Annotated in this window: 25 protein-coding genes; 15 read left to right on the forward strand and 10 right to left on the reverse strand. The window is 61.2% G+C overall.

Annotation, left to right across the window (positions count from 1 at the left end; all coding sequences use genetic code 11):
- Position 1: 1 nt before the first annotated feature.
- The 3 genes from J3P89_RS16890 (at position 2) to rarD (ending at position 3,501) form a co-directional block, all read left to right on the forward strand.
- Positions 2–1,312: an MFS transporter gene (locus J3P89_RS16890; protein ID WP_434624456.1), complete on the forward strand. Its 1,311-nt coding sequence runs from the start codon at positions 2–4 to the stop codon at positions 1,310–1,312.
- Between the two features lie 198 nt (positions 1,313–1,510).
- Positions 1,511–2,524 carry an aldo/keto reductase gene (locus J3P89_RS16895; protein WP_305495332.1) on the forward strand — a complete coding sequence of 338 codons (1,014 nt, stop codon included), beginning with the start codon at positions 1,511–1,513 and terminating at the stop codon, positions 2,522–2,524.
- Positions 2,525–2,616: 92 nt separating this feature from the next.
- Positions 2,617–3,501, forward strand: coding sequence for an EamA family transporter RarD (gene rarD, locus J3P89_RS16900; protein ID WP_434694991.1), 885 nt, complete (start codon positions 2,617–2,619; stop codon positions 3,499–3,501).
- A 156-nt stretch (positions 3,502–3,657) separates the two neighbouring features.
- Here rarD and hppD read toward each other — a convergent pair whose 3' ends face one another.
- The gene (gene hppD / locus J3P89_RS16905; protein ID WP_434568898.1) at positions 3,658–4,734 is read right to left on the reverse strand and encodes a 4-hydroxyphenylpyruvate dioxygenase; all 1,077 of its coding nucleotides are present in this window, start codon (positions 4,732–4,734) and stop codon (positions 3,658–3,660) included.
- 252 nt (positions 4,735–4,986) lie between these two features.
- The gene (locus J3P89_RS16910) at positions 4,987–5,931 is read right to left on the reverse strand and encodes a DMT family transporter (protein WP_434694992.1); all 945 of its coding nucleotides are present in this window, start codon (positions 5,929–5,931) and stop codon (positions 4,987–4,989) included.
- 96 nt (positions 5,932–6,027) lie between these two features.
- Between J3P89_RS16910 and J3P89_RS16915 the strand changes: the two genes are divergently transcribed.
- The 3 genes from J3P89_RS16915 (at position 6,028) to J3P89_RS16925 (ending at position 9,109) form a co-directional block, all read left to right on the forward strand.
- The gene (locus J3P89_RS16915; protein ID WP_434694993.1) at positions 6,028–6,891 is read left to right on the forward strand and encodes a LysR family transcriptional regulator; all 864 of its coding nucleotides are present in this window, start codon (positions 6,028–6,030) and stop codon (positions 6,889–6,891) included.
- An 85-nt stretch (positions 6,892–6,976) separates the two neighbouring features.
- Positions 6,977–8,539, forward strand: a complete 1,563-nt coding sequence (locus J3P89_RS16920) for an EAL domain-containing protein (protein ID WP_434694994.1) — start codon at positions 6,977–6,979, stop codon at positions 8,537–8,539.
- 204 nt (positions 8,540–8,743) lie between these two features.
- The gene (locus J3P89_RS16925; RefSeq protein WP_434631379.1) at positions 8,744–9,109 is read left to right on the forward strand and encodes a histone-like nucleoid-structuring protein, MvaT/MvaU family; all 366 of its coding nucleotides are present in this window, start codon (positions 8,744–8,746) and stop codon (positions 9,107–9,109) included.
- Positions 9,110–9,195: 86 nt separating this feature from the next.
- Here J3P89_RS16925 and J3P89_RS16930 read toward each other — a convergent pair whose 3' ends face one another.
- Positions 9,196–9,732, reverse strand: a complete 537-nt coding sequence (locus J3P89_RS16930) for a DUF4946 domain-containing protein (RefSeq protein ID WP_434631382.1) — start codon at positions 9,730–9,732, stop codon at positions 9,196–9,198.
- A gap of 193 nt (positions 9,733–9,925) precedes the next feature.
- On the opposite strand from J3P89_RS16930, the gene gloA reads away from it, so the two are divergent.
- Positions 9,926–10,447, forward strand: a complete 522-nt coding sequence (gloA, locus tag J3P89_RS16935; RefSeq protein WP_434694995.1) for a lactoylglutathione lyase — start codon at positions 9,926–9,928, stop codon at positions 10,445–10,447.
- A 193-nt stretch (positions 10,448–10,640) separates the two neighbouring features.
- Here the strand turns inward: gloA and ahpF are convergent, their stop codons facing one another.
- From ahpF to galU, 4 genes are all read right to left on the reverse strand, one after another.
- Positions 10,641–12,203 (reverse strand): alkyl hydroperoxide reductase subunit F, encoded by a 1,563-nt coding sequence (gene ahpF, locus J3P89_RS16940; RefSeq protein ID WP_305495341.1) that lies wholly within the window; start codon positions 12,201–12,203, stop codon positions 10,641–10,643.
- A 123-nt stretch (positions 12,204–12,326) separates the two neighbouring features.
- Entirely contained in the window at positions 12,327–12,890 is a 564-nt protein-coding gene (ahpC, locus tag J3P89_RS16945; protein ID WP_011061677.1) for an alkyl hydroperoxide reductase subunit C, read from the reverse strand.
- Between the two features lie 232 nt (positions 12,891–13,122).
- Positions 13,123–14,478 (reverse strand): glutathione-disulfide reductase, encoded by a 1,356-nt coding sequence (gene gorA / locus J3P89_RS16950; protein ID WP_434624470.1) that lies wholly within the window; start codon positions 14,476–14,478, stop codon positions 13,123–13,125.
- A gap of 259 nt (positions 14,479–14,737) precedes the next feature.
- Complete coding sequence (gene galU / locus J3P89_RS16955; protein ID WP_039592970.1) at positions 14,738–15,577, reverse strand: UTP--glucose-1-phosphate uridylyltransferase GalU; 840 nt, start codon at positions 15,575–15,577, stop codon at positions 14,738–14,740.
- 232 nt (positions 15,578–15,809) lie between these two features.
- Here galU and J3P89_RS16960 point away from each other — a divergent pair, with 232 nt between their 5' ends.
- Both J3P89_RS16960 and J3P89_RS16965 read left to right on the forward strand, forming a co-directional pair.
- Positions 15,810–16,025: a hypothetical protein gene (locus tag J3P89_RS16960; protein WP_305495356.1), complete on the forward strand. Its 216-nt coding sequence runs from the start codon at positions 15,810–15,812 to the stop codon at positions 16,023–16,025.
- A gap of 106 nt (positions 16,026–16,131) precedes the next feature.
- Positions 16,132–16,413 carry a hypothetical protein gene (locus tag J3P89_RS16965; protein WP_305495358.1) on the forward strand — a complete coding sequence of 94 codons (282 nt, stop codon included), beginning with the start codon at positions 16,132–16,134 and terminating at the stop codon, positions 16,411–16,413.
- 15 nt (positions 16,414–16,428) lie between these two features.
- Here J3P89_RS16965 and J3P89_RS16970 read toward each other — a convergent pair whose 3' ends face one another.
- Complete coding sequence (locus J3P89_RS16970; RefSeq protein ID WP_305495360.1) at positions 16,429–16,659, reverse strand: hypothetical protein; 231 nt, start codon at positions 16,657–16,659, stop codon at positions 16,429–16,431.
- A gap of 110 nt (positions 16,660–16,769) precedes the next feature.
- On the reverse strand, positions 16,770–17,120 hold the full coding sequence (locus tag J3P89_RS16975; RefSeq protein WP_434568904.1) for a hypothetical protein: 351 nt from the start codon (positions 17,118–17,120) through the stop codon (positions 16,770–16,772).
- 204 nt (positions 17,121–17,324) lie between these two features.
- On the opposite strand from J3P89_RS16975, the gene J3P89_RS16980 reads away from it, so the two are divergent.
- The 5 genes from J3P89_RS16980 (at position 17,325) to ada (ending at position 20,614) form a co-directional block, all read left to right on the forward strand.
- Complete coding sequence (locus tag J3P89_RS16980) at positions 17,325–17,627, forward strand: DUF1883 domain-containing protein (protein ID WP_003182962.1); 303 nt, start codon at positions 17,325–17,327, stop codon at positions 17,625–17,627.
- A 30-nt stretch (positions 17,628–17,657) separates the two neighbouring features.
- Positions 17,658–17,828, forward strand: coding sequence for a hypothetical protein (locus J3P89_RS16985; RefSeq protein WP_305495364.1), 171 nt, complete (start codon positions 17,658–17,660; stop codon positions 17,826–17,828).
- Between the two features lie 238 nt (positions 17,829–18,066).
- On the forward strand, positions 18,067–18,786 hold the full coding sequence (locus J3P89_RS16990) for a 2OG-Fe(II) oxygenase (RefSeq protein ID WP_434694996.1): 720 nt from the start codon (positions 18,067–18,069) through the stop codon (positions 18,784–18,786).
- Positions 18,776–19,453: a DNA oxidative demethylase AlkB gene (gene alkB, locus J3P89_RS16995; protein WP_434605065.1), complete on the forward strand. Its 678-nt coding sequence runs from the start codon at positions 18,776–18,778 to the stop codon at positions 19,451–19,453. The genes J3P89_RS16990 and alkB overlap by 11 nt, the downstream gene beginning before the upstream one ends.
- A gap of 87 nt (positions 19,454–19,540) precedes the next feature.
- The gene (gene ada, locus J3P89_RS17000; protein WP_434603935.1) at positions 19,541–20,614 is read left to right on the forward strand and encodes a bifunctional DNA-binding transcriptional regulator/O6-methylguanine-DNA methyltransferase Ada; all 1,074 of its coding nucleotides are present in this window, start codon (positions 19,541–19,543) and stop codon (positions 20,612–20,614) included.
- On the opposite strand, the gene J3P89_RS17005 is transcribed toward ada, so the two are convergent.
- Positions 20,578–21,066 carry a GyrI-like domain-containing protein gene (locus J3P89_RS17005; RefSeq protein WP_434694997.1) on the reverse strand — a complete coding sequence of 163 codons (489 nt, stop codon included), beginning with the start codon at positions 21,064–21,066 and terminating at the stop codon, positions 20,578–20,580. The genes ada and J3P89_RS17005 overlap by 37 nt on opposite strands.
- Positions 21,067–21,214: 148 nt before the next feature.
- On the opposite strand from J3P89_RS17005, the gene J3P89_RS17010 reads away from it, so the two are divergent.
- On the forward strand, positions 21,215–22,276 hold the full coding sequence (locus tag J3P89_RS17010; RefSeq protein WP_434694998.1) for an NAD(P)H-dependent flavin oxidoreductase: 1,062 nt from the start codon (positions 21,215–21,217) through the stop codon (positions 22,274–22,276).
- Positions 22,277–22,373: the final 97 nt, after the last annotated feature.

The following is a 22,373-nucleotide window of genomic DNA, read 5'->3' on the forward strand; positions in this document are numbered from 1 at the left end:
CATGTCCCAGAGCGCAGCAGCCCTCCTGGCTACCCCCGACGAAAAAAATACCGTCTACAAGCGCATTACCCTGCGCTTGATTCCCTTCATCTTCATCTGCTACCTGTTCAACTACCTGGACCGGGTCAACGTTGGCTTCGCCAAGTTGCAGATGCTCGATGCGCTGAAATTCAGCGAAACCGTGTACGGCCTCGGTGCCGGGATCTTCTTCATCGGCTACGTGCTGTGTGGCGTGCCGAGCAACCTGGCACTGACAAAATTCGGCCCGCGGCGCTGGATCGCGCTGATGATGATCACCTGGGGCACGCTGTCGACCTGCCTGCTGTTCGTCACCACCCCGACCGGGTTCTATACCTTGCGGCTGTTCACCGGGGCGGCCGAGGCCGGCTTCTTCCCTGGCGTGGTGCTGTACCTCTCGCAGTGGTTCCCGACGTTCCGTCGCGGCCGGATCATGGCGCTGTTCATGTCGGCCATCCCCGTGTCCGGCCTGCTCGGCAGCCCGTTTTCCGGCTGGATCCTCAACCATTTCGCCGCTGGCCAGGGTGGCCTGGCGGGCTGGCAGTGGATGTTCCTGCTGCAAGGCGTGCCGACGGTGATCCTCGGGGCCCTGGCGTTCTTCCTGCTCAGCGACACCTTCGCCAATGCCAAATGGCTGACCGACCATGAGCGCGCCGTGCTCACCGCCGACCATGCCGAAGACCTGGCCAACAAGCCGAAGACCACCACCGATTCCCTGGCAGCGGTATTCAAGAACCCGGCGATCTGGGCCTTCGGCCTGGTGTACTTCTGCATCCAGAGCGGCGTGTACGCGATCAACTTCTGGCTGCCGTCAATCATCAAGAACCTGGGTTTCAGCGATAACCTGGTGATCGGCTGGCTGAGTGCGATCCCCTATCTGCTGGCGGCGGTGTTCATGCTGCTGGTGGGCCGCTCGGCGGACCTGCATAAGGAGCGTCGCTGGCATCTGGTCGTGCCGATGCTGATGGGTGCGGTCGGGCTACTGATCGCCGTCAATTTCGCCACTACGCCGGCCATCGCCATCCTCGGCCTGACCATCGCCACCATGGGCGCCCTCACCGGCCTGCCAATGTTCTGGCCGGTGCCCACCGCCCTGCTCAGCGCGGGAGCGGCGGCCGGCGGTCTGGCGCTGATCAATTCCATGGGCCAGATGGCCGGCTTCCTCAGCCCGTACCTGGTGGGCTGGGTCAAGGACGCCACCGGCTCGACCGATGCGGCGCTCTATGTGCTGGCGGCAGTGATTGTCTGCGGCAGCCTGCTGGCGTTGCGCATGACGCGCACCCTGCGGGGCTGATGCCCCTCTGGCCCCTTGTGGGAGCGAGCTTGCTCGCGATAGCGAAGTGTCAGGCAACATTTTTGTCGATTGATACGCCGCCATCGCGAGCAAGCTCGCTCCCACAGTTGATTTGTGCCGTTTGGATAAAACGGTTGGATCCACACGGCGGTTCTGGTATTTGATGGGACCTTTCCCATTGATAAAAGGATCTTGTCCATGAGCTACCGCACGCTGGGCCATTCGGGGTTGCAAGTCTCGACGCTGACCCTGGGCACGATGATGTTCGGTGAACAGACCAGCACCGAGGATTCGCTGCGGATCATCGACAAGGCCTGGGACCAGGGCATCAATTTCATCGACACGGCCGATGTCTACACCAACGGCCGTTCCGAAGAAATCGTCGGCGAGGCGATTGCCAGCCGGCGCCACGAGTGGGTGCTCGCCACCAAGGTCGGCTTCGGCCCGCCGGACGGTGTGCCCAACCGCAGCGGCTTGAGCCGCAAGCATATCTTCAACGGCATCGAGGCCAGCCTGACGCGCCTGGGCACCGATTACCTGGACATCTACTACCTGCACCGCGAAGACCACAACACGCCATTGCAGGTCACGGTGTCGGCCATCGGCGACTTGATTCGCCAGGGCAAGATCCGCTACTGGGGCCTGTCGAATTACCGCGCCTGGCGCATCGCCGAAGTGATCCGCATCGCCGACAGCCTGGGCGTCGATCGGCCGGTGATCAGCCAGCCGCTGTACAACATCGTCAACCGCCAGGCGGAAACCGAACAGATCACCGCCGCGCAGAACTACGGCCTCGGCGTGGTGCCCTACAGCCCCCTCGCCCGAGGTGTGCTCAGCGGCAAGTACGCACCCGATGTGGCACCGGATGCCAACAGCCGCGCCGGACGCCAGGACAAGCGCATCCTGGAAACCGAATGGCGGGTCGAATCCTTGCGCATTGCCCAGCAGATCCAGCAATACACCCGGGATCGCGGCGTCGGCATTGTCGAGTTCGCCATTGCCTGGGTGTTGAACAACCGTGCCGTCACGTCGGCGATCGTCGGACCGCGCACCGAAGAACAATGGGACGCGTACACCAGGGCGCAAGCGGTGCGGATCACCGCGGATGACGAAGCGTTCATCGATTCGCTGGTGACACCGGGGCATGCTTCGACGCCGGGCTTCAACGACATCAGTCATTTCGTGCCGGGCCGCGTGCCGCATACGTCGTAATATTCAACGCATGACCCCGTGGCGAGGGAGCTTGCTCCCGCTTGGCACGGGTAAACAACTCCGTGCTGCAATTCCAATAACAAGAGGCATCAGTGTCCAAAGGCATCGCTCTATCGGTATCGGCCTCCGCCCTGTTCGCGGTCATGTACTACTACACCTCGCTGCTCGCACCGCTGACCGGCCTGGAGATTTTTGGCTGGCGCATGCTGCTGACGATGCCTTGCATGACGGCGTTCATGCTGGTTGCACGGGAGTGGAAGCTCGTCGCCGATCTTGTCGAGCGGCTGGTCGCCACACCGCTTCTGCTGCTCGGGGCGATGGCGTCTTCGGCGTTGATGGGCGCGCAGTTGTGGCTGTTCATGTGGGCGCCGCTCAACGGCTACAGCCTGGACGTGTCGCTGGGTTATTTTCTGCTGCCGCTGTCGATGGTCCTGACCGGGCGCATCGTCTATGGCGAGCGACTCTCGCGCTTTCAGAAAGTCGCCGTGTTGCTCGCTACGCTCGGCGTGTTCAACGAGCTATGGCAAGTCGGTGGTCTGTCCTGGGCGACCCTGTTGGTCGTGCTGGGCTATCCGCTGTATTTCATCCTGCGCAAACGCATCCGGACCGACAACCTGGGCGGTCTCTGGCTGGACATGGCCCTGATGCTGCCGTTGGCCCTCTGGTTCGTGCAAAGCGGTGCGCAAGGCTTTGGTGTCTTCAACCAGTACCCGTGGCTATCGCTGCTCATTCCGGTACTTGGCGTCATCAGCGCCTCGGCGTTGGTGGCGTACATCGTTGCCAGCCGCTTGCTGCCGCTCGGCCTGTTCGGGCTGTTGAGTTATGTCGAGCCGGTGCTGCTGCTGGGCGTGGCGCTGCTGCTGGGGGAAAGCATCGAGGCTGAGGAATGGCTCACCTATATCCCCATCTGGCTGGCGGTGGCCGTGCTGGTGCTGGAAGGCTTCAGGCACCTGGTGCGGCAGCGGCGCCGGGCTTAAGGCCACCCCCGCCCCTGTGGGAGCGAGCCTGCTCGCGAAGGCTTAGGTGACTGACACAGCGCTTTCGCGAGCAGGCTCGCTCCCACAGGGGTCTTGCATCGACAACAAAAAGCCAGCCCGGCATCACTGCCGGGCGGGCTTTTTTACCTGTCGGGTTTACTCGGTAGTGAGTACACCACGCCGCACCTGGTCACGCTCGATCGATTCGAACAGTGCCTTGAAGTTGCCCTCGCCGAAGCCATCGTCGCCCTTGCGCTGGATGAACTCAAAGAACACCGGCCCCATCAGGGTTTCCGAGAAGATCTGCAGCAACAGGCGCTTGTCGCCCTGCTCCGAGGCCCCGTCCAGCAGGATGCCCCGCGATTGCAGCTCCGCCACCGGTTCGCCATGGTTCGGCAGGCGGCCTTCGAGCATTTCGTAGTAGGTGTCCGGCGGTGCGGTCATGAAGCGCATGCCGATCTTCTTGAGCGCGTCCCAGGTCTTGATCAAGTCGTCGGTCAGGAAGGCCACGTGCTGGATGCCTTCGCCGTTGAACTGCATCAGGAACTCTTCGATCTGCCCGGCGCCCTTGGATGACTCTTCGTTCAGCGGGATGCGGATCATGCCGTCCGGGGCTGTCATGGCCTTGGAAGTCAGGCCGGTGTATTCGCCCTTGATGTCGAAGTAACGAATCTCGCGGAAATTGAACAGTTTCTCGTAGAAGTTGGCCCAGTAGGCCATGCGCCCGCGATAAACGTTGTGGGTCAGGTGGTCGATGATCTTCAGACCGGCGCCCACCGGATTGCGATCGACACCCTCGAGGAAGACGAAGTCGATGTCGTAGATCGAGCTGCCTTCGCCAAAACGGTCGATCAGGTACAGCGGCGCGCCGCCAATGCCTTTGATCGCCGGGAGGTTCAGCTCCATCGGGCCGGTTTCGATGTGGATCGGCTGGGCACCGAGTTCCAGGGCCTGCTTGTAGGCTTTTTGCGAATCCTTGACGCGGAAGGCCATGCCGCATACCGACGGGCCGTGCTCGGCCGCGAAGTAGGACGCCACGCTGTGCGGTTCGTTGTTGAGGATCAGGTTGATCGCGCCCTGGCGGTACAGGTGCACGTCTTTGGAACGGTGGGTGGCCACCTTGGTGAAGCCCATGATCTCGAAGATCGGCTCCAGGGTATTCGGGGTCGGGGATGCGAATTCAATGAATTCGAAGCCCATCAGGCCCATCGGGTTTTCGTATAGATCTGCCATGTCGGCGCCTCATCAAACTTATCAATTAACAAAAAAAAGTTAGTTGCCAGTGATGCTGAGGACGCGGGGCGGCGCGCAGGAAATGCCGCGGACACTGCGGGCGAGGAAGTCGCCATAGATCAGTTGAAACCCAAGTATCTTCATTGTCGACCCAAGGCTATTGCGGGCGAGGCTTCTGCTGCCAGAAGACCTTATTTCTTATATGCGTAACCCGATTCTACACAGCGTAACCGGATTTGTCCGCCTCAGGTATCAAATCGTCTTTTTTGCCGAGCGTGCAAGCGGTTTGTTGCACAGGAAGATCCCCGCCAGGATCAACCCGCCGCCTACGTACATAAATAAAGTGAGCCGTTCGTCGAGCAGCATCGCGCCCAGCAGTACCGCCGTCAGCGGGTTGAGCGCAATGAAGACGCCGGAACGCGTCGCACCGATCCGGCGGATGCCCTGATACCAGGCGATATAGGCCAGGGCCGAACCCAGCACGCCGAGGTACAGCAGGCTCAACCATTGCCTGAGGTCCAGCCCACGCAATGCCTCGAAGCGGATCTCACCGCCGGCTGCGCACGCCAGCCACAACATCAGCGTGCCCAGCAGGATCGACCAGGTCACGGTCTGCAAAGGACCCATGCTCTCATTCAGGTCTTTGGAAAACAGCGAATAGATGCCCCACCCCAGCACACAGCCGAAAATCAGCAGATCCCCGCGCCAAGCGTGTTCCGTCGCCTGCAACAGCGACGGTTCGCGACTGATGATGACCAGCCCTGCCCCACCGATGCACAGCACGATACCGGCGACTTTAAAGCGGCCCAACCGTTCCTTGAACAAGCACCAGGAGGCCAAGCCGATCACTGCCGGGTTCAACGCGACGATCAACGAGGCGCGCGACGCGTTGATGTATTGCAAGCCATGGAAGAAACACAGGTTGTAGAAAAAGATCCCGAAGAACCCCAGCGCGGCCAGTTGCAGGCCCTGCTTCAAGCTGGGCCTGGCCAGGGGGATACCGGCGACGCCGAGAAACAGCAACAGCGCGATGCTCGCCAGGAGAAAACGCAAGCTGGCGGCGAACATCGGCGTCAGCGCATCGGCAAGGATCCTGCCGGCAACAAAGGTGCCGCCCCAGATCATCGTGACCATCGCAAGCTTGAGGTAGACCGGCAGGTCCGAGGGTGTCGAGGCAGTTTGTTCCAGGGCTTTCATGGTTCACCACATAGGCGATTGATCAATGTCCCGCGTGTCGCTGGGATAGCGTATTGTTCTGCTCATGGAACATCATCGTAAAATGAGCGTTTACTCATGACTCTCACCCAACTCGAAATCTTTTCGCTGGTCGCCGAGCTGCAAGGTTTCACCGCGGCCGCGACACGCCTGGGCATCGGCCAGTCAGCGGTGTCCCACGCGATAAAATCCCTGGAACAGGAGTTGGGCGTCGAACTGTTCAGGCGTCATCAATCCCTCGTCGAGCTCAGCGACATCGGCCAGCAATTGTTGCTGCGTGCGCGGGCGATGCTCGGCCTGGCCAATACCCTGCAACAGGAGGCCGCGGATGCCCGCGGCATGCGCCGTGGAACCCTGCGCATCGGCTCGTTCGGGCCGACGTCGTCGATGAAACTGCTGCCCGCCATCCTGCAGCGCTACCGCACCCTGCATCCGGGAATCGAAGTGCACATCGATGAAGGGCCGGACCGGCAAGTGCTGCAATGGCTGGATGAACGACGGATCGACGTCGGTTTCGTGGTCCTGCCCGAGGAACGCTTCGATACGTTCGCCTTGATGGAAGACCAGATGGTCGCCCTGCTGCCCACCGATCATCCCCTCGCCGAGCGCGCCGGCGTGGAGCTCAAGGCGCTGTGCAACGACCCCTTCATACTCACCGAGGCCGGCTCCTCGGAAGTGGTCCGGCGGCTGTTCAGCGCCGCCCGGCTCACGCCGAATATCCGCTATCGCTGTTCGCAACTGCTCAGCACGCTGGATGTGGTCAGCCGGGGTGAAGCCGTGACCGTGGTTTCCGAGGGTTCGCTGCCGGCCGTGGAAAATCCCGGGTTTGTCGTACGTCCCTTGTCGCCGCGCGTTCCGCGCCAGATCGGCCTCGCGGTGCTGGACAGCCGCCAGGCCTCGCCCGCGACGCTGGCGTTTATCGAAGTCGCCCGGCAACCATAAGCCACCTGGAGGCCGGCGGGCGCGCAACCGCCTGGCCGTCTATCATCGACGCAGTTTCCCGCCCAGGCTCAACAAGGTCGTACCGATGCCATTGTCCGCCACCCAGATACGCAAGCGGTCCCGCCGCAATCTGATCACCCTGCTCTGCGGGGTGCTGCCGGTGCTCTCGGGGGTGGGCATTCTCCATATCCAGGCCGAACGGACATTGCAACAGCAGGCCCGCCAGACCGCGGGAGAGCTGGTCCGGCAAGTCGAGCTGATGCTCGACAATACCGCGCTGGCGGCGCGCGCACTGCTGCCCCTGGCCGGTCAACCTTGCGAAGCGGTAAAACTGGCCCTGCGTGACCAGGTGACCCGCCGGCCCTTCGTCCGTTCGACCAACCTGATATGGGACGACACGCTGTACTGCAGCTCGCTGTTCGGCGAATTCGAGGAGCCGGTCAACCCGCACAATTACCACCAGGGCTCTCTCTGGCTGATGGACGGCAACCCGGTCACGCCCGACACGGCATTGCTGATCTACCGGCTCAACGAGGGCCGGCAAGGGGCACTGGCGACCCTGGACGGTTACCACCTGGCCAATGTCCTGCGCCTGATTGGCGGCGAGACGCGTTTGTTGCTGCAAGTAGGACCGAGCTGGCTGGCGGCGGACGGCAAGGTTCGGCAAACCCCGCCGCCTGCCCAGCCGGTAGCTCGCAACGAGTTGGCCTCGTCACGCTACGCCTTCAACGTCGAAGCCGGCTTCGATGAAGGGGAAACCTGGCGCTACATGACGCGGGAATATCCGCCGCTGTTCAGCCTGCTGATTGTCTTCGGCGCCATCGCGGCGCTGCTCGCCCATTGGACACAGAAACGCGCCTCCTCCCCCAGCCATGAACTGCTACGCGCTCTCGAGGCCGGGGAGTTTGTGCCGTATCTGCAACCGGTGGTGCGCGGCGGCGACAAGCGTTGGGCCGGGGTTGAGGTGCTGATGCGCTGGAACCACCCCAAGGAAGGCCTGGTGCGTCCGGACCTGTTTATCCCGCTCGCCGAACACAGCGGGCTGATCGTGCCGATGACCCAGGCACTGATGCAGCAGACCAGGCAATTGCTGGCGCCGCTCGCGCCCTTGCTGGAAGCACCGTTTCATGTCGGTATCAATATCACCGCCCGCCACTGCAAGGACCTGGCGCTGCTGGAGGATTGCCGCGAGTTCCTGGCCGCGTTCCCACCGGGTGTCATCACGCTGGTGCTGGAGCTGACCGAGCGCGAGCTGATCGAACCGAGCCCGGTGACCCACCAATTGTTCGAGCTGCTGCACGATCTGGGCGTCAAGATCGCCATCGACGATTTCGGCACCGGCCACTCCAGCCTGGGGTACTTGCAGCAGTTCAACGTCGATTTTCTGAAAATCGATCAAAGCTTTGTCGCGATGATCGGCGCCGATGCGCTGTCACGCCATATCCTGGACAGCATCATCGAGTTGTCGGGAAAACTGCAGTTGGAGATCGTCGCAGAGGGCGTCGAAACCGTTGAGCAAAGCGATTACCTGACGGCTCACAACGTCAACTTTCTACAAGGCTATCTGTTTGGCCGGCCTATTAGTGGCCAAGAGTTCAGTGCTGCGCTGATCGCCGCTAAAAGCCCGCCCACGACACCGTTCGATTGACCGATACACACCAAGCGCGTTGGAACAATTGTTCCTGTTACATAACGAAAAAGTTACGATTTACACTTTCTGAATTAACTACTACAATTTTTTTGCCTGTGCCAGAGAGCAGGAAGTCATTATCATCGAGTCGCTACAAAGCGCTTGGCTTAATGCTTTGTTGGCGGTTTGTATCAGCCAGACATTTTGATTGGAGTAACGATATTGTCCAGACTCGCTGAATTCCGTGCAGCCGAAAGGGCCCTTCAGGAGCAGCTCAAACAGCTGGAATCTCTGAAGAATGACGCCGGGCTGAAAAAAGAGATCGAATTTGAAGAAAAGCTCCTGGGGCTGATGAAAACCTACGGCAAGAGCTTGCGCGACATCGTCGCCATTCTTGATCCGAAGCCGTCCAAGGCCGGCCCGCAGGCGGTCAAGCCAACCAAGACCCGCCGCGCCCGCGTGGTCAAGGTGTACCAGAACCCGCACTCCGGCGAGCTGATCGAAACCAAGGGCGGCAACCACCGCGGCCTGAAAGCGTGGAAGGAACAATACGGGGCTCAAACCGTTGATTCCTGGTTGCGCGGTTGACCATCGGCATTATCGAGAAGCCCTGACTGGTTCAGGGCTTTTTTGTGCCGGACAACTTCAGTATCAAGCCTTGAGTATTAGACGCATTAGAATTTCAGGCTATTTCTTACAGACTGAACTTCCTCCTGGCTTTCAACAAATACCTGGGCCTGGCCGGCGTAGGACAGCACATACGCCCTGCCCTCTTTTAGCGCAGCAACAAGTGTTTGAGACAACACGTGTCTGCCGTTCTGCGTGATCGTGCAAGTGGTTTCCAGCGCTGCAGTCCCGCCCAACAGGGAAGAATGAATCTTATTGCAGACGCTTTGATAACCGCCTTGGAAAAAATCCTTCTGAACGGATTTTCGCATCTCCAGCAACACACCTTGCAAGTTGACCTGATGATCGGGTTCGACCGGCGTGGTTGTCAGTTCCATCACCATCACCGCATTACCCGCGGAATCGTTCTTGGTCGCGCGTTCACGACTGATCGACTGCGCACTCGCCGGTGTGGACGCTGGCGCTGGGAGCGACTCGACTACCCAGCCCGATGGCCACGCAACCTGCGGTTCGAGCGCAAGGGCACCGCTACTCGCAATGCCGGCTGACAAGAGAATGAACAGCGTAAGACAAGGTCGAATCATTGCGTTGCACTCAAGGACGAATCGTAAAGTCTGAAGCCCGCCGCAGCACCAGGCAATAGCCACACGCGGTTTGGCGATGGCGCGCGCCTTGCGTATCATGGACGCACCTGCAAGGAAGCCATCTGACGCAAGCCCAGGAACCGTCGCAGCCCGGTTGCGACGCCGTTTGCCCCACTTATTTTCCGGAGGGCCCATGAGCCTGCACGAACTCGACACTTTCCCAGGCGTTACTGCCCAGCCCGACGCCGCCACGGCCAGATTCGTCTTCAACCACACCATGCTGCGGGTCAAGGACATCACCAAGTCCCTCGATTTCTACACCCGTGTACTGGGTTTCTCGCTGGTGGAAAAACGCGATTTTCCCGAAGCCGAATTCAGCCTTTATTTCCTCGCACTGGTCGACAAGAGCCAGATCCCGGCAGACGCCGCGGCGCGTACCGAGTGGATGAAGTCGATCCCCGGCATTCTCGAACTGACGCATAACCATGGCACCGAAAACGATCCGGCGTTTGCCTACCACAACGGCAACAGCGACCCGCGCGGCTTCGGCCACATCTGCATCTCGGTGCCGGACGTCGTTGCCGCCTGCGAGCGCTTCGAAGCGCTGGGCTGCGACTTCCAGAAGCGCCTGAGCGATGGCCGCATGAAGAGCCTGGCGTTCCTCAAGGACCCGGATGGCTACTGGGTCGAGATCATTCAGCCTGCGCCGCTGTAGACCTCACGGCCTTCCCCTTATGGTGGAGCCCTTGTGGGAGCGAGCCTGCTCGCGATGACTGCGGCACATTAAACATCGATGTGGGCTGGACCATCGTTTTCGCGAGCAGGCTCGCTCCCACAGGGTTATGCGTAATGCAAAAAAAACCCCATGAGCCGTGGCCCATGGGGTTTTGTTTTTCCAGCGGCTGGCGTCAGGCCGGGGCGGAGGTACGGATCAGGTGATCGAAGGCGCTCAACGAAGCCTTGGCACCCTCGCCCACGGCGATCACGATCTGCTTGTACGGCACGGTGGTCACGTCACCGGCGGCGAACACACCCGGAATCGAGGTTTCACCGCGCGCATCGACGATGATCTCGCCACGCGGCGACAGCTCGACGGTGCCCTTGAGCCAATCGGTGTTTGGCAACAGGCCGATCTGCACGAAGATGCCTTCCAGCGTCACGTCGCGTACTTCACCGCTTGGACGGTCCTTGTAGCGCAAACCGTTGACCTTCTGGCCGTCGCCCGTCACTTCGGTGGTCTGGGCGTTGGTGATCACCGTCACGTTCGGCAGACTGTGCAGTTTGCGCTGCAACACCGCGTCGGCACGCAATTGCACGTCGAACTCCAGCAAGGTGACATGAGCCACGATACCCGCGAGGTCGATAGCCGCTTCGACGCCGGAGTTGCCGCCGCCGATCACCGCTACGCGCTTGCCTTTGAACAGCGGACCGTCACAGTGCGGGCAGTACGCCACGCCCTTGTTGCGGTATTGCTGCTCGCCCGGCACGTTCATTTCACGCCAGCGGGCACCGGTCGCCAGGATCACGGTCCTGGCCTTGAGGCTCGCACCGCTGGCGAACTTGATCTCATGCAGCCCGCCGTCTTTGCCAGCGACCAAAGCGTCGGCACGTTGCAGGTTCATGATGTCGACGTCGTACTGCTTGACGTGCTCTTCCAGGGCGACGGCCAGTTTCGGGCCTTCGGTTTCCTGGACCGAGATGAAGTTCTCGATCGCCATGGTGTCGAGCACCTGGCCGCCGAAACGCTCGGCCGCGACACCGGTGCGGATGCCTTTACGGGCGGCGTAGATCGCTGCCGAAGCACCGGCCGGGCCACCGCCGACCACCAGTACATCAAAAGCATCCTTGGCGCTGATCTTCTCGGCCTGACGCTCGATGCCGCTGGTGTCGATCTTGGCGAGGATTTCTTCCAGGCCCATGCGACCCTGGCCGAAGTTGACGCCGTTCAGGTAGATGCTCGGCACCGCCATGATCTGGCGTTCGTCGACTTCGGCCTGGAACAGCGCGCCGTCGATGGCGACGTGACGGATGTTCGGGTTCAGCACCGCCATCAGGTTCAACGCCTGGACCACGTCCGGGCAGTTCTGGCATGACAGCGAGAAATACGTCTCGAAGTTGAACTCGCCCTTGAGCGAGCGGATCTGTTCGATCACTTCGACACTGGCCTTCGAAGGGTGGCCGCCGACTTGCAGCAGGGCCAGCACCAGCGAAGTGAATTCGTGCCCCATGGGAATGCCGGCGAAGCGCAGGCTGATATCGGCTCCCGGGCGATTCAACGAGAACGATGGCTTGCGCGCATCAGTACCGTTGTCGAGCAAGGTAATCTGGTTGGAAAGACTGGCAACGTCTTTGAGTAATGCAAGCATTTCCTGGGATTTCGCACCGTCGTCGAGGGATGCAACGATCTCGATCGGCTGGGTGACCCGTTCCAGGTATGACTTCAACTGAGCTTTAAGATTGGCGTCCAACATACGGGCGATTTCCATGTTTGAATTTCAGAAAAAACAACGCCCGAGCGAATCTCGCCCGGGCGTTTTTTGGGGCGAAGCGGCTTACTTGGCTAAGAGCGAATCGCCCTCGGATAACGCACTGGTTTAGATCTTGCCGACCAGGTCCAGGGACGGAGCCAGAGTGGCCTCGCCTTCTTTCCACTTGGCTGGGCAGACTTCGCCTGGGTGGGCAGCAACGTACTGAGCAGCCTTGATCTTGCGCAGCAGCTCGGAAGCGTCACGGCCTACACCGCCGTCGTTGATTTCAACGATCTTGATCTGGCCTTCCGGGTTGATCACGAAAGTACCGCGATCCGCCAGACCGGCTTCTTCGATCAGCACGTCGAAGTTGCGGGAGATGGCCAGGGTCGGGTCGCCGATCATGGTGTACTGGATCTTGCCGATGGCTGGCGAGGTGTTGTGCCAGGCAGCGTGGGCGAAGTGAGTGTCGGTCGACACGCTGTAGATCTCGACGCCCAGCTTCTGGAACTCGGCGTAGTTGTCGGCCAGGTCTTCCAGTTCGGTTGGGCAAACGAAGGTGAAGTCAGCCGGGTAGAAGAACACGACAGACCACTTGCCTTTCAGGTCGGCGTCCGAGACTTCGACGAATGCGCCGTTTTTGAAAGCGGTAGCTTTGAACGGTTTAACTTGGCTGTTGATGATAGGCATCGTTGACTCTCCGTCAGGGGTTGAGAAGTTGATGAAGTGAATCTTAGCCACTCATGCCGCCGCTGGCTCATTGGCAAAGCTCATGCGAATGATTGGTTTTGGCTATCAGGAAGCTATATAGATAGAAGAAATCTGTGGACCTGCCACAGGCGACCCTTTGTTGATCGTGGCAGTTGCCAAACAGTTCACAAGGCTGGACCGATGGATCACAGCCTTGGTTCGCAGGCGCCAATCAGGCGGTTGGCGTGCGCATGGTGACGAATTCTTCGGCGGCGGTTGGGTGCACGCCAATGGTCTCGTCGAAGTCGCGCTTGGTGGCCCCGGCCTTGAGGGCGATCGCCAGGCCCTGGACAATTTCCCCGGCGTCCGGCCCGACCATGTGGCAACCCAGCACCTTGTCGGAGCTGGCGTCGACCACCAGCTTCATCAGCGTGCGCTCCTGGCACTCGGTGAGAGTCAGCTTCATCGGCCGGAAACGGCTTTCGAAAATCTGCACCTCATGGCCCTCCTCCCGGGCCTGCTCTTCAGTCAGGCCAACGGTGCCGATGTTTGGCAGGCTGAACACGGCCGTGGGAATCATCCGGTAATCCACCAGACGGTATTGCTCGGGCTTGAACAGGCGCCGCGCCACTGCCATGCCTTCGGCCAGTGCGACGGGGGTCAACTGCACGCGACCGATCACGTCGCCAATCGCCAGGATCGACGGCTCGGCGGTCTCGTACTTTTCGTTGACCTGCACAAAACCCTTGTCGTCCAGCGTGACGCCGGTGTTCTCCAGGCCGAGGTTGTCCAGCATCGGGCGGCGGCCAGTGGCGTAGAACACGCAATCGGTGACCAGGGTGCGACCGTCCTTGAGCGTCACCTTCAGGCTGCCGTCGGCTTCCTTGTCGATGCGCTGGATGTCGGCCTTGAATTGCAGGTCGAGGCCACGGCGTTGCAGCTCTTCGGCCAGGTGTTTGCGCACCGCGCCGTCGAAGCCGCGCAGGAACAGGTCGCCGCGATACAGCAAGGAAGTCTGCGCGCCCATGCCATGGAAAATCCCGGCGAACTCCACTGCGATATAGCCACCACCAACCACCAGCATGCGCTTGGGCAGCGATTTGAGAAAAAACGCCTCGTTGGAACTGATGGCGTGCTCGCGCCCCGGAATGTCCGGGATCACCGGCCAGCCGCCCGTGGCGATCATGATGTGCTGTGCGGTGTGGCGCTGGCCGTTGATTTCCACTTCGTGAGGGCCGGTAATCTTCGCGTGACCTTCATGCAGAGTGACACCGCTGTTGACCAGCAGGTTGCGATAGATGCCGTTGAGGCGATTGATCTCGCGATCCTTGTTGGCGATCAGCGTGGCCCAGTCGAAACTCGCCTCGCCCGCTGTCCAGCCATAGGCCGACGCTTGCTCGAAGTCCTCGGCGTAATGCGCGCCGTAGACCAGCAGTTTTTTCGGCACGCAGCCGACATTCACGCAGGTGCCGCCCAGGTAGCGGCTTTCCGCCACGGCCACCTTGGCTCCAAAACCGGCGGCAAACCGTGCGGCTCGAACACCGCCGGAACCGGCGCCAATCACATACAGGTCAAAATCGTAGGCCATCATTCATCTCCTTCGGCAGGCCGTCAGCATACCTGCTGTTCCTGCATGGAGCAGCCCGATCGGGCAGCGATGGAAATGATTATGGGGGCGCAAGCGCAAAAGCCAACCGGCATTTCGCAGGTTGCCTTTGTGGCGAGGGAGCTTGCTCCCGCTCGGCTGCGAAGCAGTCGCAATTCAACGAGGATTCAGCGTCTGGAGCGGCAGGCAAAAAAACGCCCCGAACCAGTCGGGGCGTTTTTTCAAGGCACGGTGCAGGCTATCAGTAAGCCTTGCCGGTCTTGTAGAAGTTCTCGAAGCAGAAGTTGGTCGCGTCGATGTAACCTTCGGCGCCACCGCAGTCGAAACGCTTGCCCTTGAACTTGTAGGCCATCACGCAGCCGTTCTGGGCTTGTTTCATCAGCGCGTCGGTGATCTGGATTTCACCGCCCTTGCCTGGCTCGGTCTGTTCGATCAGGTCGAAGATGTCCGGAGTCAGGATGTAGCGGCCGATGATCGCCAGGTTCGACGGTGCGTCTTCAGGCTTTGGCTTCTCGACCATGCTGTGAACCCGGTAGATGTCTTCGCGGATCATCTCGCCGGCGATCACACCGTACTTGTTGGTTTCCTGCGGATCCACTTCCTGGATCGCCACGATGGAGCAGCGGAACTGCTTATACAGCTTGACCATCTGGGTCAGTACGCCGTCGCCTTCGAGGTTGACGCACAAGTCGTCCGCCAGCACCACGGCGAACGGTTCGTCACCGATCAGCGGGCGACCGGTCAGGATCGCGTGGCCCAGGCCTTTCATTTCGGTCTGGCGGGTATAGGAGAACGAGCACTCGTCCAGCAGCTTGCGGATGCCGACCAGGTATTTTTCCTTGTCGGTGCCCTTGATCTGGTTTTCCAGCTCGTAGCTGATGTCGAAATGGTCTTCCAGGGCGCGCTTGCCACGGCCGGTGACGATGGAAATTTCCGTCAGGCCTGCGTCAAGGGCTTCTTCGACACCGTACTGGATCAGTGGCTTGTTCACCACCGGCAGCATTTCTTTGGGCATGGCTTTAGTCGCTGGCAGGAAGCGAGTACCGTAACCGGCTGCTGGGAACAAGCATTTCTTGATCATATAAGTCCTTGAAAAGGCGGTATGTACGAGTTTCGGCGCAGTCTAATCAGGCCGCAGGCACCTTACAATGCCCACGCTGGCCAACCGATGCCATCATAGAGAAATAAACCGGCGGATAGTTCAATCGCCTTTCGCTTCGATGGTTCCAGCGGTCTCACTGTACGCCCATGGGCGCTGTTTGCGAGCTTTTGACGTATCATGGCCGCCTTGATCACGCCAACGGGGCAATTAGATGTCGGCAACTCCAAACGCAAACGGTTACTCGGTCAGCCAGGACAAGGACGGCCAGTGGTGGATTACCAATTACCACGGTGAACAGGTCGCCGGCCCCTTGCCCAGCAAGGCCATGGCGGTGGAAGTGGCTGCGGTATTCCAGGATGAACGCTCTGCCCCGGCGCCCCGGGAGCGCGAAAAGGCTCCGGCACGCAATACTCGCCGCAAGAAATAGTCGGGCCATCCCATCATTGCCTTGATGGGAACTGTGGTTTAGCTGTACCGGAATGGCCATTCGCTATAATCTCGCGCCATTCCTCCCCCCTCTCGATGACGATCCCATGAAAACACTTCTGGCGCTGTTTACAGTCCTGGCCCTGGCGGGCTGTGCCTCGGCGGAAAAAACCTACCTGGCCAACGGTGAACAAGGCCTGGCCATCGACTGCTCGGGCGAAGCCAATTCCTGGGCGACCTGCTACGAAAAAGCCGATGCGTCCTGCGCCGGCACGGGTTATCGCATCGTCGGCACCGACGGCACACCACAAGCCAAGGAAAGCGAAAAGACTCTGGGGGTCGACGTGGGCAACTTCAGTAGCCGCAGTGTCGTCGTGGTGTGCAAATAAAAGTGGGCAAATAAACTAGATGTGAATCTCGGCGAACTTGATCCCCAGGCCCCGCAAGGTCTCGATCAGGTCGTCGAGCCGGGAGAAGGATTCAACTTCGTCCTGGTCGTCCACCAGGAAAAAACTGCGTCCGGCGCTTTTCTTGAAGAACACAATCCACTCGCCCGGGCTCCCAGGGTTCTGGATCACGTGGGTGGCGCAGATCAGGCCTTCTGCATGGCGCTCGCGCACCTGTTCGCGTTTCATTGACCGGGCTCCATAAATGACAATGCCGCCAACGGCGACCGTGGCGGCATTCTTGTATCGAGGGTGGAAGTTTAACCGATGCCTGGCGATCCGTCAGGCCGAGCCCACGCTCAACCGGAAATGCAGGCGTTGGCCGCGTCCTGTACATCCCCGGGGCGCACGGGCACGTTGGACATGCTTTCATGCAGCTTGATGCTGCTGCCGCTGGAGCGCTCGTCAATGTCGAACACCGCCGCCGGCAGCGCCGACAGCTTGCCGGGAACGATCACCCGAACGCCGTTTTTATGCGGCTCCATTTGCAGCGGGCCACGGCTCTCGAGCAGCTTGTCGGCAACACACCGGGCGTATTCATGGGGCTTCTTTCCGGAGATGACGCTCATGGTGGGCGGTGTCTGGTTGATGTCCGATACCGACGCACATCCACTCAGGGCCAAAGCCAATACCCACACGCTGCGCTTCATACGATTCCTCCGATAAAGACCCTCCGACAGCATAAACACTGCTTTTCTCCCCTGCGCTGCGCTTTTTTACCCAGTGGCCGGTAATAAATCAGCCCAGCCTGGGACAGGGGTCGGATATTAACCCGTGGTGCTGATAAACTGCGCGCCATTATTTGCTTCATCTTCTGTCCTGACCCGGCAAGAAATGCCCTTCTGGAGGCACCCTTGAAATTCATCCACCAGCGCGAGCACCTCAACGAGGACGATATCGTCGTTATCGAATGCTCCCAAATGTGCAACATCCGTTTGATGAACGACGCCAATTTCCGCAGCTTCAAGAACGGTGGCCGGCACACGTACCATGGCGGCGCGTTCGACACGTTCCCGGCACGGATCACCGCACCGAGCACAGGCTTCTGGAACATCACCATCGATACCGTCAACCGTCGCGCCATCAGCGTTACCCGCAAACCGACCCTGACCCACAAGATCAAGATCATCCGGCGCTCCAGCTCGAAACTGAGCTGAGCATCGTCCCAGACGAAGACAGGAATAACCGTGGCCCAGACGACCAAATACGTCATCAAGTACAAGCTCAACGGCGAACGCCGCTTCGAGTTCGCGCAGTTGCAAAATGGCACCGAGGAAGAAGCCCTGGCAGAGCTGAAGAAGCTGCATGGCGAGAGCGATGATGTGATCAGCGACCTCAAGGTCAGCAAGGCCCTCTGAACGGCGGGACAAAATGCCTTTCGTGGCGAGGGAGCTTGCTCCCGCTCGGCTGCGCAGCAGTCGTAAAACGCATTGACGCGGTACATCATAATGGCTTCATCTGCCTGATTGGGGCGGCTGCGCCACCCAGCGGGAGCAAGCTCCCCCGCCACAGAAAACTCATCACACCGCAAGAATCGGGGTGCGGGCGACGCAGTAGTGCTCAGACTGGGCAGTCCTCCCATTCAGGATTGCAATCATGCCCTCTGAGTCCTCCCTGCCCCGCCCCATCGCCGACCTCGACTGGCCCGCCCTGGAACAAAGCCTCGACCAGGACGGCTGCGCGATCATTCGCAACCTGCTGCCGGCAGCGCTGTGCCTGCAGCTGCGAGGCTTGTACAGCGACCCGGGGCTGTTTCGTTCCCGCGTGGTGATGGCCCGTCATGGATTCGGACGCGGCGAGTACCAGTACTTTGCTTATCCGCTACCCGAGGTTGTCCAGCAATTACGTCAATCGCTGTATTCGCGGCTGGTGCCGCTGGCCAACCGCTGGAACGATTGCATGGGCCTGCCAGTACGCTATCCCGAGCAGCACGGAGACTTCATCCGGCGCTGCCACACCGCAGGCCAACAACGCCCTACGCCGCTGCTGCTGCAATATGGCCCGCAGGACTACAATTGCCTGCATCAGGACCTGTACGGCGAGCACGTATTCCCGTTGCAGGTGGCGATCCTGCTGGCGGAGCCGGGCGAGGACTTTGCCGGCGGCGAATTTGTCCTCACCGAACAGCGCCCGCGCATGCAGTCACGACCACAGGTCATCGATCTGAAACAGGGCGACGCCGTGATGTTCGCCGTACACCAGCGACCCGTCAAAGGCGTTCGCGGTTATTATCGAGTGAACCTGCGCCATGGCGTCAGCCGCTTGCACAGCGGCCGCCGGCATACACTTGGGATCATTTTTCATGATGCGCAATGACCACACGCCCATCACTCTGGATCTGTTCGCCGATCAACCGCCCACCACGCCCGGCGAGGTCGAACAGATCGGCCAGCAATCCTTCGTATTACGCGGGTTTGCCCTGCCCTGGATCGACCGCGTGCTGCCGGCGCTGGAAAGCGTCTTGCAGGCGGCGCCATTCCGGCAGATGGTCACGCCCGGCGGTTTTACCATGTCGGTGGCCTTGACCAGTTGCGGCGCGCTCGGCTGGACCACCGACCGCAGCGGCTATCGCTACACGGCCCACGACCCGCAGACCGGCCAGCCCTGGCCCGACATGCCACAGCTGTTTCGCGACCTGGCCCGTAACGCCGCCCGGCAGGCGGGGTTCGAACACTTCGAGCCCGATGCCTGCCTGATCAACCGCTACGTGCCCGGTGCCCGAATGTCGCTGCACCAGGACAAGAACGAACGCTCCCTGACGGCCCCCGTCGTCTCGCTCTCCCTTGGCCTGCCGGCGATGTTCCAGTTCGGCGGGTTCGAGCGCAGCGACAAAAGCCAGCGCATTGCGCTGTTCCACGGCGACATCGTCGTCTGGGGCGGTGTGGATCGCTTGCGTTTCCACGGCGTGCTGCCACTCAAGCCGGGAGAGCATCCGACGCTGGGTGCCCAGCGGATCAATCTGACGTTCCGCATGGCCGGATAACAGCGCAGAATTCAACCGCAAGACCCGGAGTGTCGCCACCTGGATGGCTCGCTACTGTAGGCAAAACGGGCCAATGGAATAACGACCATGAACAGCACTTCAAACACTCTCGCCTCTGACCAGGATCCCCGCTGGGCCGCCGTGCTTGCCCGGGACCCGCGTGCCGACGGGCAATTTGTCTATGGCGTGAAAACCACCGGCATCTATTGCCACCCCAGCAGCCTGTCGCGCCTGCCCAACCCGCGTAACGTCGAATTCTTCGACACACCGGAACAGGCCCAGGCGGCCGGTTATCGTCCCAGCAAACGCGTGGCCAGGGACCAGACCCAGATCGCCGCGCAACAGGCCGCCCGGGTCGCGGCCGCCTGCCGACAGATCGAGGCCGCCGAGGAACTGCCAGGCCTGAACGAACTGGCGCTGAGCGCGGGTTTGAGCCCTTTTCATTTCCATCGCGTTTTCAAGTCTGTCACCGGCCTGACGCCCAGGGCCTACGCCGCCGCCCACCGCTCGCGCAAAGTGCGCGAACGCCTGGCCGAAGCCGGGACGGTGACCGAGGCGCTGTATGACGCCGGTTTCAATTCCAACAGCCGCTTCTATGAAGCCGCCGACAAAGTCCTCGGCATGAAACCGGCCGACTACCGCGCCGCCGGGCAGAACACCGACATTCGCTTCGCCGTCGGCCAGTGCTCCCTGGGGGCGATCCTGGTGGCGCAAAGCGACCGTGGCGTGTGCGCGATTCTGCTGGGGGACGATCCGGACGCACTGGTACGCGACCTGCAGGACAAATTCCGCCGCGCCAACCTCATCGGCGCCGACCGGGAATTCGAGCAGTTGATTGCCCAGGTCGTGGGGTTCATCGAAGCGCCGGCCCTGGGCCTCGACCTGCCGCTGGACCTGCGCGGCACGGCCTTTCAGGAACGGGTCTGGCAGGCCCTGCGGGAGATTCCGCCGGGCAGCACCGCCAGCTACGCCGAGATCGCCCAGCGCATCGGCCTGCCCAAGGCCGTCCGCGCCGTGGCCCAAGCCTGCGGCGCCAACAGCCTCGCCGTGGCGATCCCCTGCCACCGGGTGGTGCGCAGCGACGGCAACCTCTCGGGCTATCGCTGGGGCGTCGAGCGCAAGCGTCAGCTGCTGGCGCTGGAACGCTCATCGGCAGACTGAACGCCGATATAGATCGCCACCGAGTCGGGCGCGTTGTAGACCTCGAAATCGGTGGTGAACCGGCGCACGGTCTGCGGGTTATCGGCGAAGTACGCCCAGATCAGGCCCCAGGCCTGGATCACGCAATCGGGCATCGGCCCCTTGGCCGAAAACACCAGGTAATCCCCGCCCTCGACGTCCACGGCGGGGTAACCTGCGCTCGTGGCATCGACCTGCACACCGGCCGTCACGTTGAAGTAGCCGGTGGCATCGGACTCGTAATCGGAATACACCCCATAGACGAACGACTCGGACTGTCGGGCCGGAACGTTTTCGAACAGCCCTTCGGTGAAGAACTGCTGCCACATCGGGCCGATTTTTGCCGTGTCGCCTTGCTGCTCGTCGGCATTGCGGGTGCGCACCTGCAAACCGGCGACGGTGAAGGGTTCGACAGTCTTGAGTTTCACGTCCATGGATCGAGCTCCTTGATGGGGGAAGCCGCATGGTACCCATCCCTTTGCCCGGATCAAACCCGAACATCGATTGAAAAACTCGACTGGTCCTGGCCGGGCGACACCTGCTAAAAACACGCTTTCCTTCTGCCGTCGGAGACACCCGAACATGAGTCAGTGGCCAGACACCCGCATTCTCGACCTGCTCGGCATCGAGCTGCCCATCATCCAGGGGCCTCTGGCCGGCGTAACCGGTCCGGCCATGGTAGTCGCCACCTGCAATGCCGGCGGGCTGGGCTCGATGCCGGCGGCGATGCTCGACGTGGAGCAACTGCGCCAGGCGCTGACGACCATCAGCGAACAGACCGACAAACCGTTCAACGTGAATTTTTTCTCGCACCAGCCACCGGCGTTCGATGAACAACGGGCCGAGGCCTGGAAACAGCGGCTCAAGCCTTATTACGAAGAACTGGGCGCCGACTTCGAAGCGCCGACGCCGGTGTCCAATCGCACCCCGTTCGATGATGCGGCCTGTCGCGTGCTGGAGGAACTGCGGCCCAAGGTGGTCAGCTTCCACTTCGGCCTGCCGGAAAAATCCTTGCTGGATCGGGTCAAGGCCACCGGCGCGAAAATCCTCTCCTCGGCCACCACCGTCGAAGAAGCCATCTGGCTCGAACAGCACGGCTGCGACGCGATCATCGCCATGGGCTATGAGGCCGGCGGTCATCGCGGGATGTTCCTGAGCGAGGACCTCAACACCCAGGCGGGTCTGTTCGCCCTGCTGCCGCAAGTGGTGGATGCGGTGAAGGTGCCGGTGATCGCCACCGGCGGGATCGGCGACGCGCGCGGGATTGTCGCGGCGTTTGCCCTGGGCGCGTCGGCGGTGCAGTTGGGCAGCGCTTATCTGTTCACGCCGGAAGCCAGGATCACACCTTCCCATCACCGGGCGCTGCGCACGGCCAGGGAAAGCCAGACCGCCGTTACCAACCTGTTCACCGGCCGCCCAGCCCGGGGCATCGTCAACCGGGTGATGCGCGAGGTCGGCCCGATGAGCCCGCTCGCGCCGGCTTTCCCTCTGGCGGGCGGCGCCTTGATGCCGCTGCGGGCGAAAGACGAAGCGGACTTCGCCAACCTCTGGGCCGGCCAGGCGTTTCCCCTGGGGCGTGAGCTGCCGAGCGGCGAACTGACCCGGCGCCTGGCCGAAGAAGCGCTGGCGCGGTTCAAGGGCTGACTTGGTCGACTGACGCCTTCGCGAGCAGGCTCGCTCCCACAGGGTTTTGTGTCGGATCTGATTCCGCATCCACCGTAGATCCAGTGTGGGAGCGAGC

The sequence above is a fragment of the Pseudomonas sp. Z1-14 genome, from assembly GCF_051132005.1.
Classification (GTDB): domain Bacteria; phylum Pseudomonadota; class Gammaproteobacteria; order Pseudomonadales; family Pseudomonadaceae; genus Aquipseudomonas.

Coding starts and splice junctions, on each gene's coding strand:
- gorA (WP_434624470.1), bottom strand. CDS start 14,478: ATGGCCTACGATTTTGACCTGTATGTGATTGGCGCCGGTTCCGGCGGT.
- J3P89_RS16970 (WP_305495360.1), bottom strand. CDS start 16,659: ATGAAACGCGAACAGGTGCGCGAGCGCCATGCAGAAGGCCTGATCTGC.
- J3P89_RS16915 (WP_434694993.1), top strand. CDS start 6,028: ATGACTCTCACCCAACTCGAAATCTTTTCGCTGGTCGCCGAGCTGCAA.
- ada (WP_434603935.1), top strand. CDS start 19,541: ATGAACAGCACTTCAAACACTCTCGCCTCTGACCAGGATCCCCGCTGG.
- hppD (WP_434568898.1), bottom strand. CDS start 4,734: ATGGCAGATCTATACGAAAACCCGATGGGCCTGATGGGCTTCGAATTC.
- J3P89_RS16910 (WP_434694992.1), bottom strand. CDS start 5,931: ATGAAAGCCCTGGAACAAACTGCCTCGACACCCTCGGACCTGCCGGTC.
- galU (WP_039592970.1), bottom strand. CDS start 15,577: ATGATCAAGAAATGCTTGTTCCCAGCAGCCGGTTACGGTACTCGCTTC.
- J3P89_RS16990 (WP_434694996.1), top strand. CDS start 18,067: ATGCCCTCTGAGTCCTCCCTGCCCCGCCCCATCGCCGACCTCGACTGG.
- J3P89_RS16965 (WP_305495358.1), top strand. CDS start 16,132: ATGAAAACACTTCTGGCGCTGTTTACAGTCCTGGCCCTGGCGGGCTGT.
- J3P89_RS16930 (WP_434631382.1), bottom strand. CDS start 9,732: ATGATTCGACCTTGTCTTACGCTGTTCATTCTCTTGTCAGCCGGCATT.
- J3P89_RS17005 (WP_434694997.1), bottom strand. CDS start 21,066: ATGGACGTGAAACTCAAGACTGTCGAACCCTTCACCGTCGCCGGTTTG.
- J3P89_RS16960 (WP_305495356.1), top strand. CDS start 15,810: ATGTCGGCAACTCCAAACGCAAACGGTTACTCGGTCAGCCAGGACAAG.
- alkB (WP_434605065.1), top strand. CDS start 18,776: ATGCGCAATGACCACACGCCCATCACTCTGGATCTGTTCGCCGATCAA.
- gloA (WP_434694995.1), top strand. CDS start 9,926: ATGAGCCTGCACGAACTCGACACTTTCCCAGGCGTTACTGCCCAGCCC.
- J3P89_RS16975 (WP_434568904.1), bottom strand. CDS start 17,120: ATGAAGCGCAGCGTGTGGGTATTGGCTTTGGCCCTGAGTGGATGTGCG.
- ahpF (WP_305495341.1), bottom strand. CDS start 12,203: ATGTTGGACGCCAATCTTAAAGCTCAGTTGAAGTCATACCTGGAACGG.
- J3P89_RS16895 (WP_305495332.1), top strand. CDS start 1,511: ATGAGCTACCGCACGCTGGGCCATTCGGGGTTGCAAGTCTCGACGCTG.
- J3P89_RS17010 (WP_434694998.1), top strand. CDS start 21,215: ATGAGTCAGTGGCCAGACACCCGCATTCTCGACCTGCTCGGCATCGAG.
- ahpC (WP_011061677.1), bottom strand. CDS start 12,890: ATGCCTATCATCAACAGCCAAGTTAAACCGTTCAAAGCTACCGCTTTC.
- J3P89_RS16890 (WP_434624456.1), top strand. CDS start 2: ATGTCCCAGAGCGCAGCAGCCCTCCTGGCTACCCCCGACGAAAAAAAT.
- J3P89_RS16920 (WP_434694994.1), top strand. CDS start 6,977: ATGCCATTGTCCGCCACCCAGATACGCAAGCGGTCCCGCCGCAATCTG.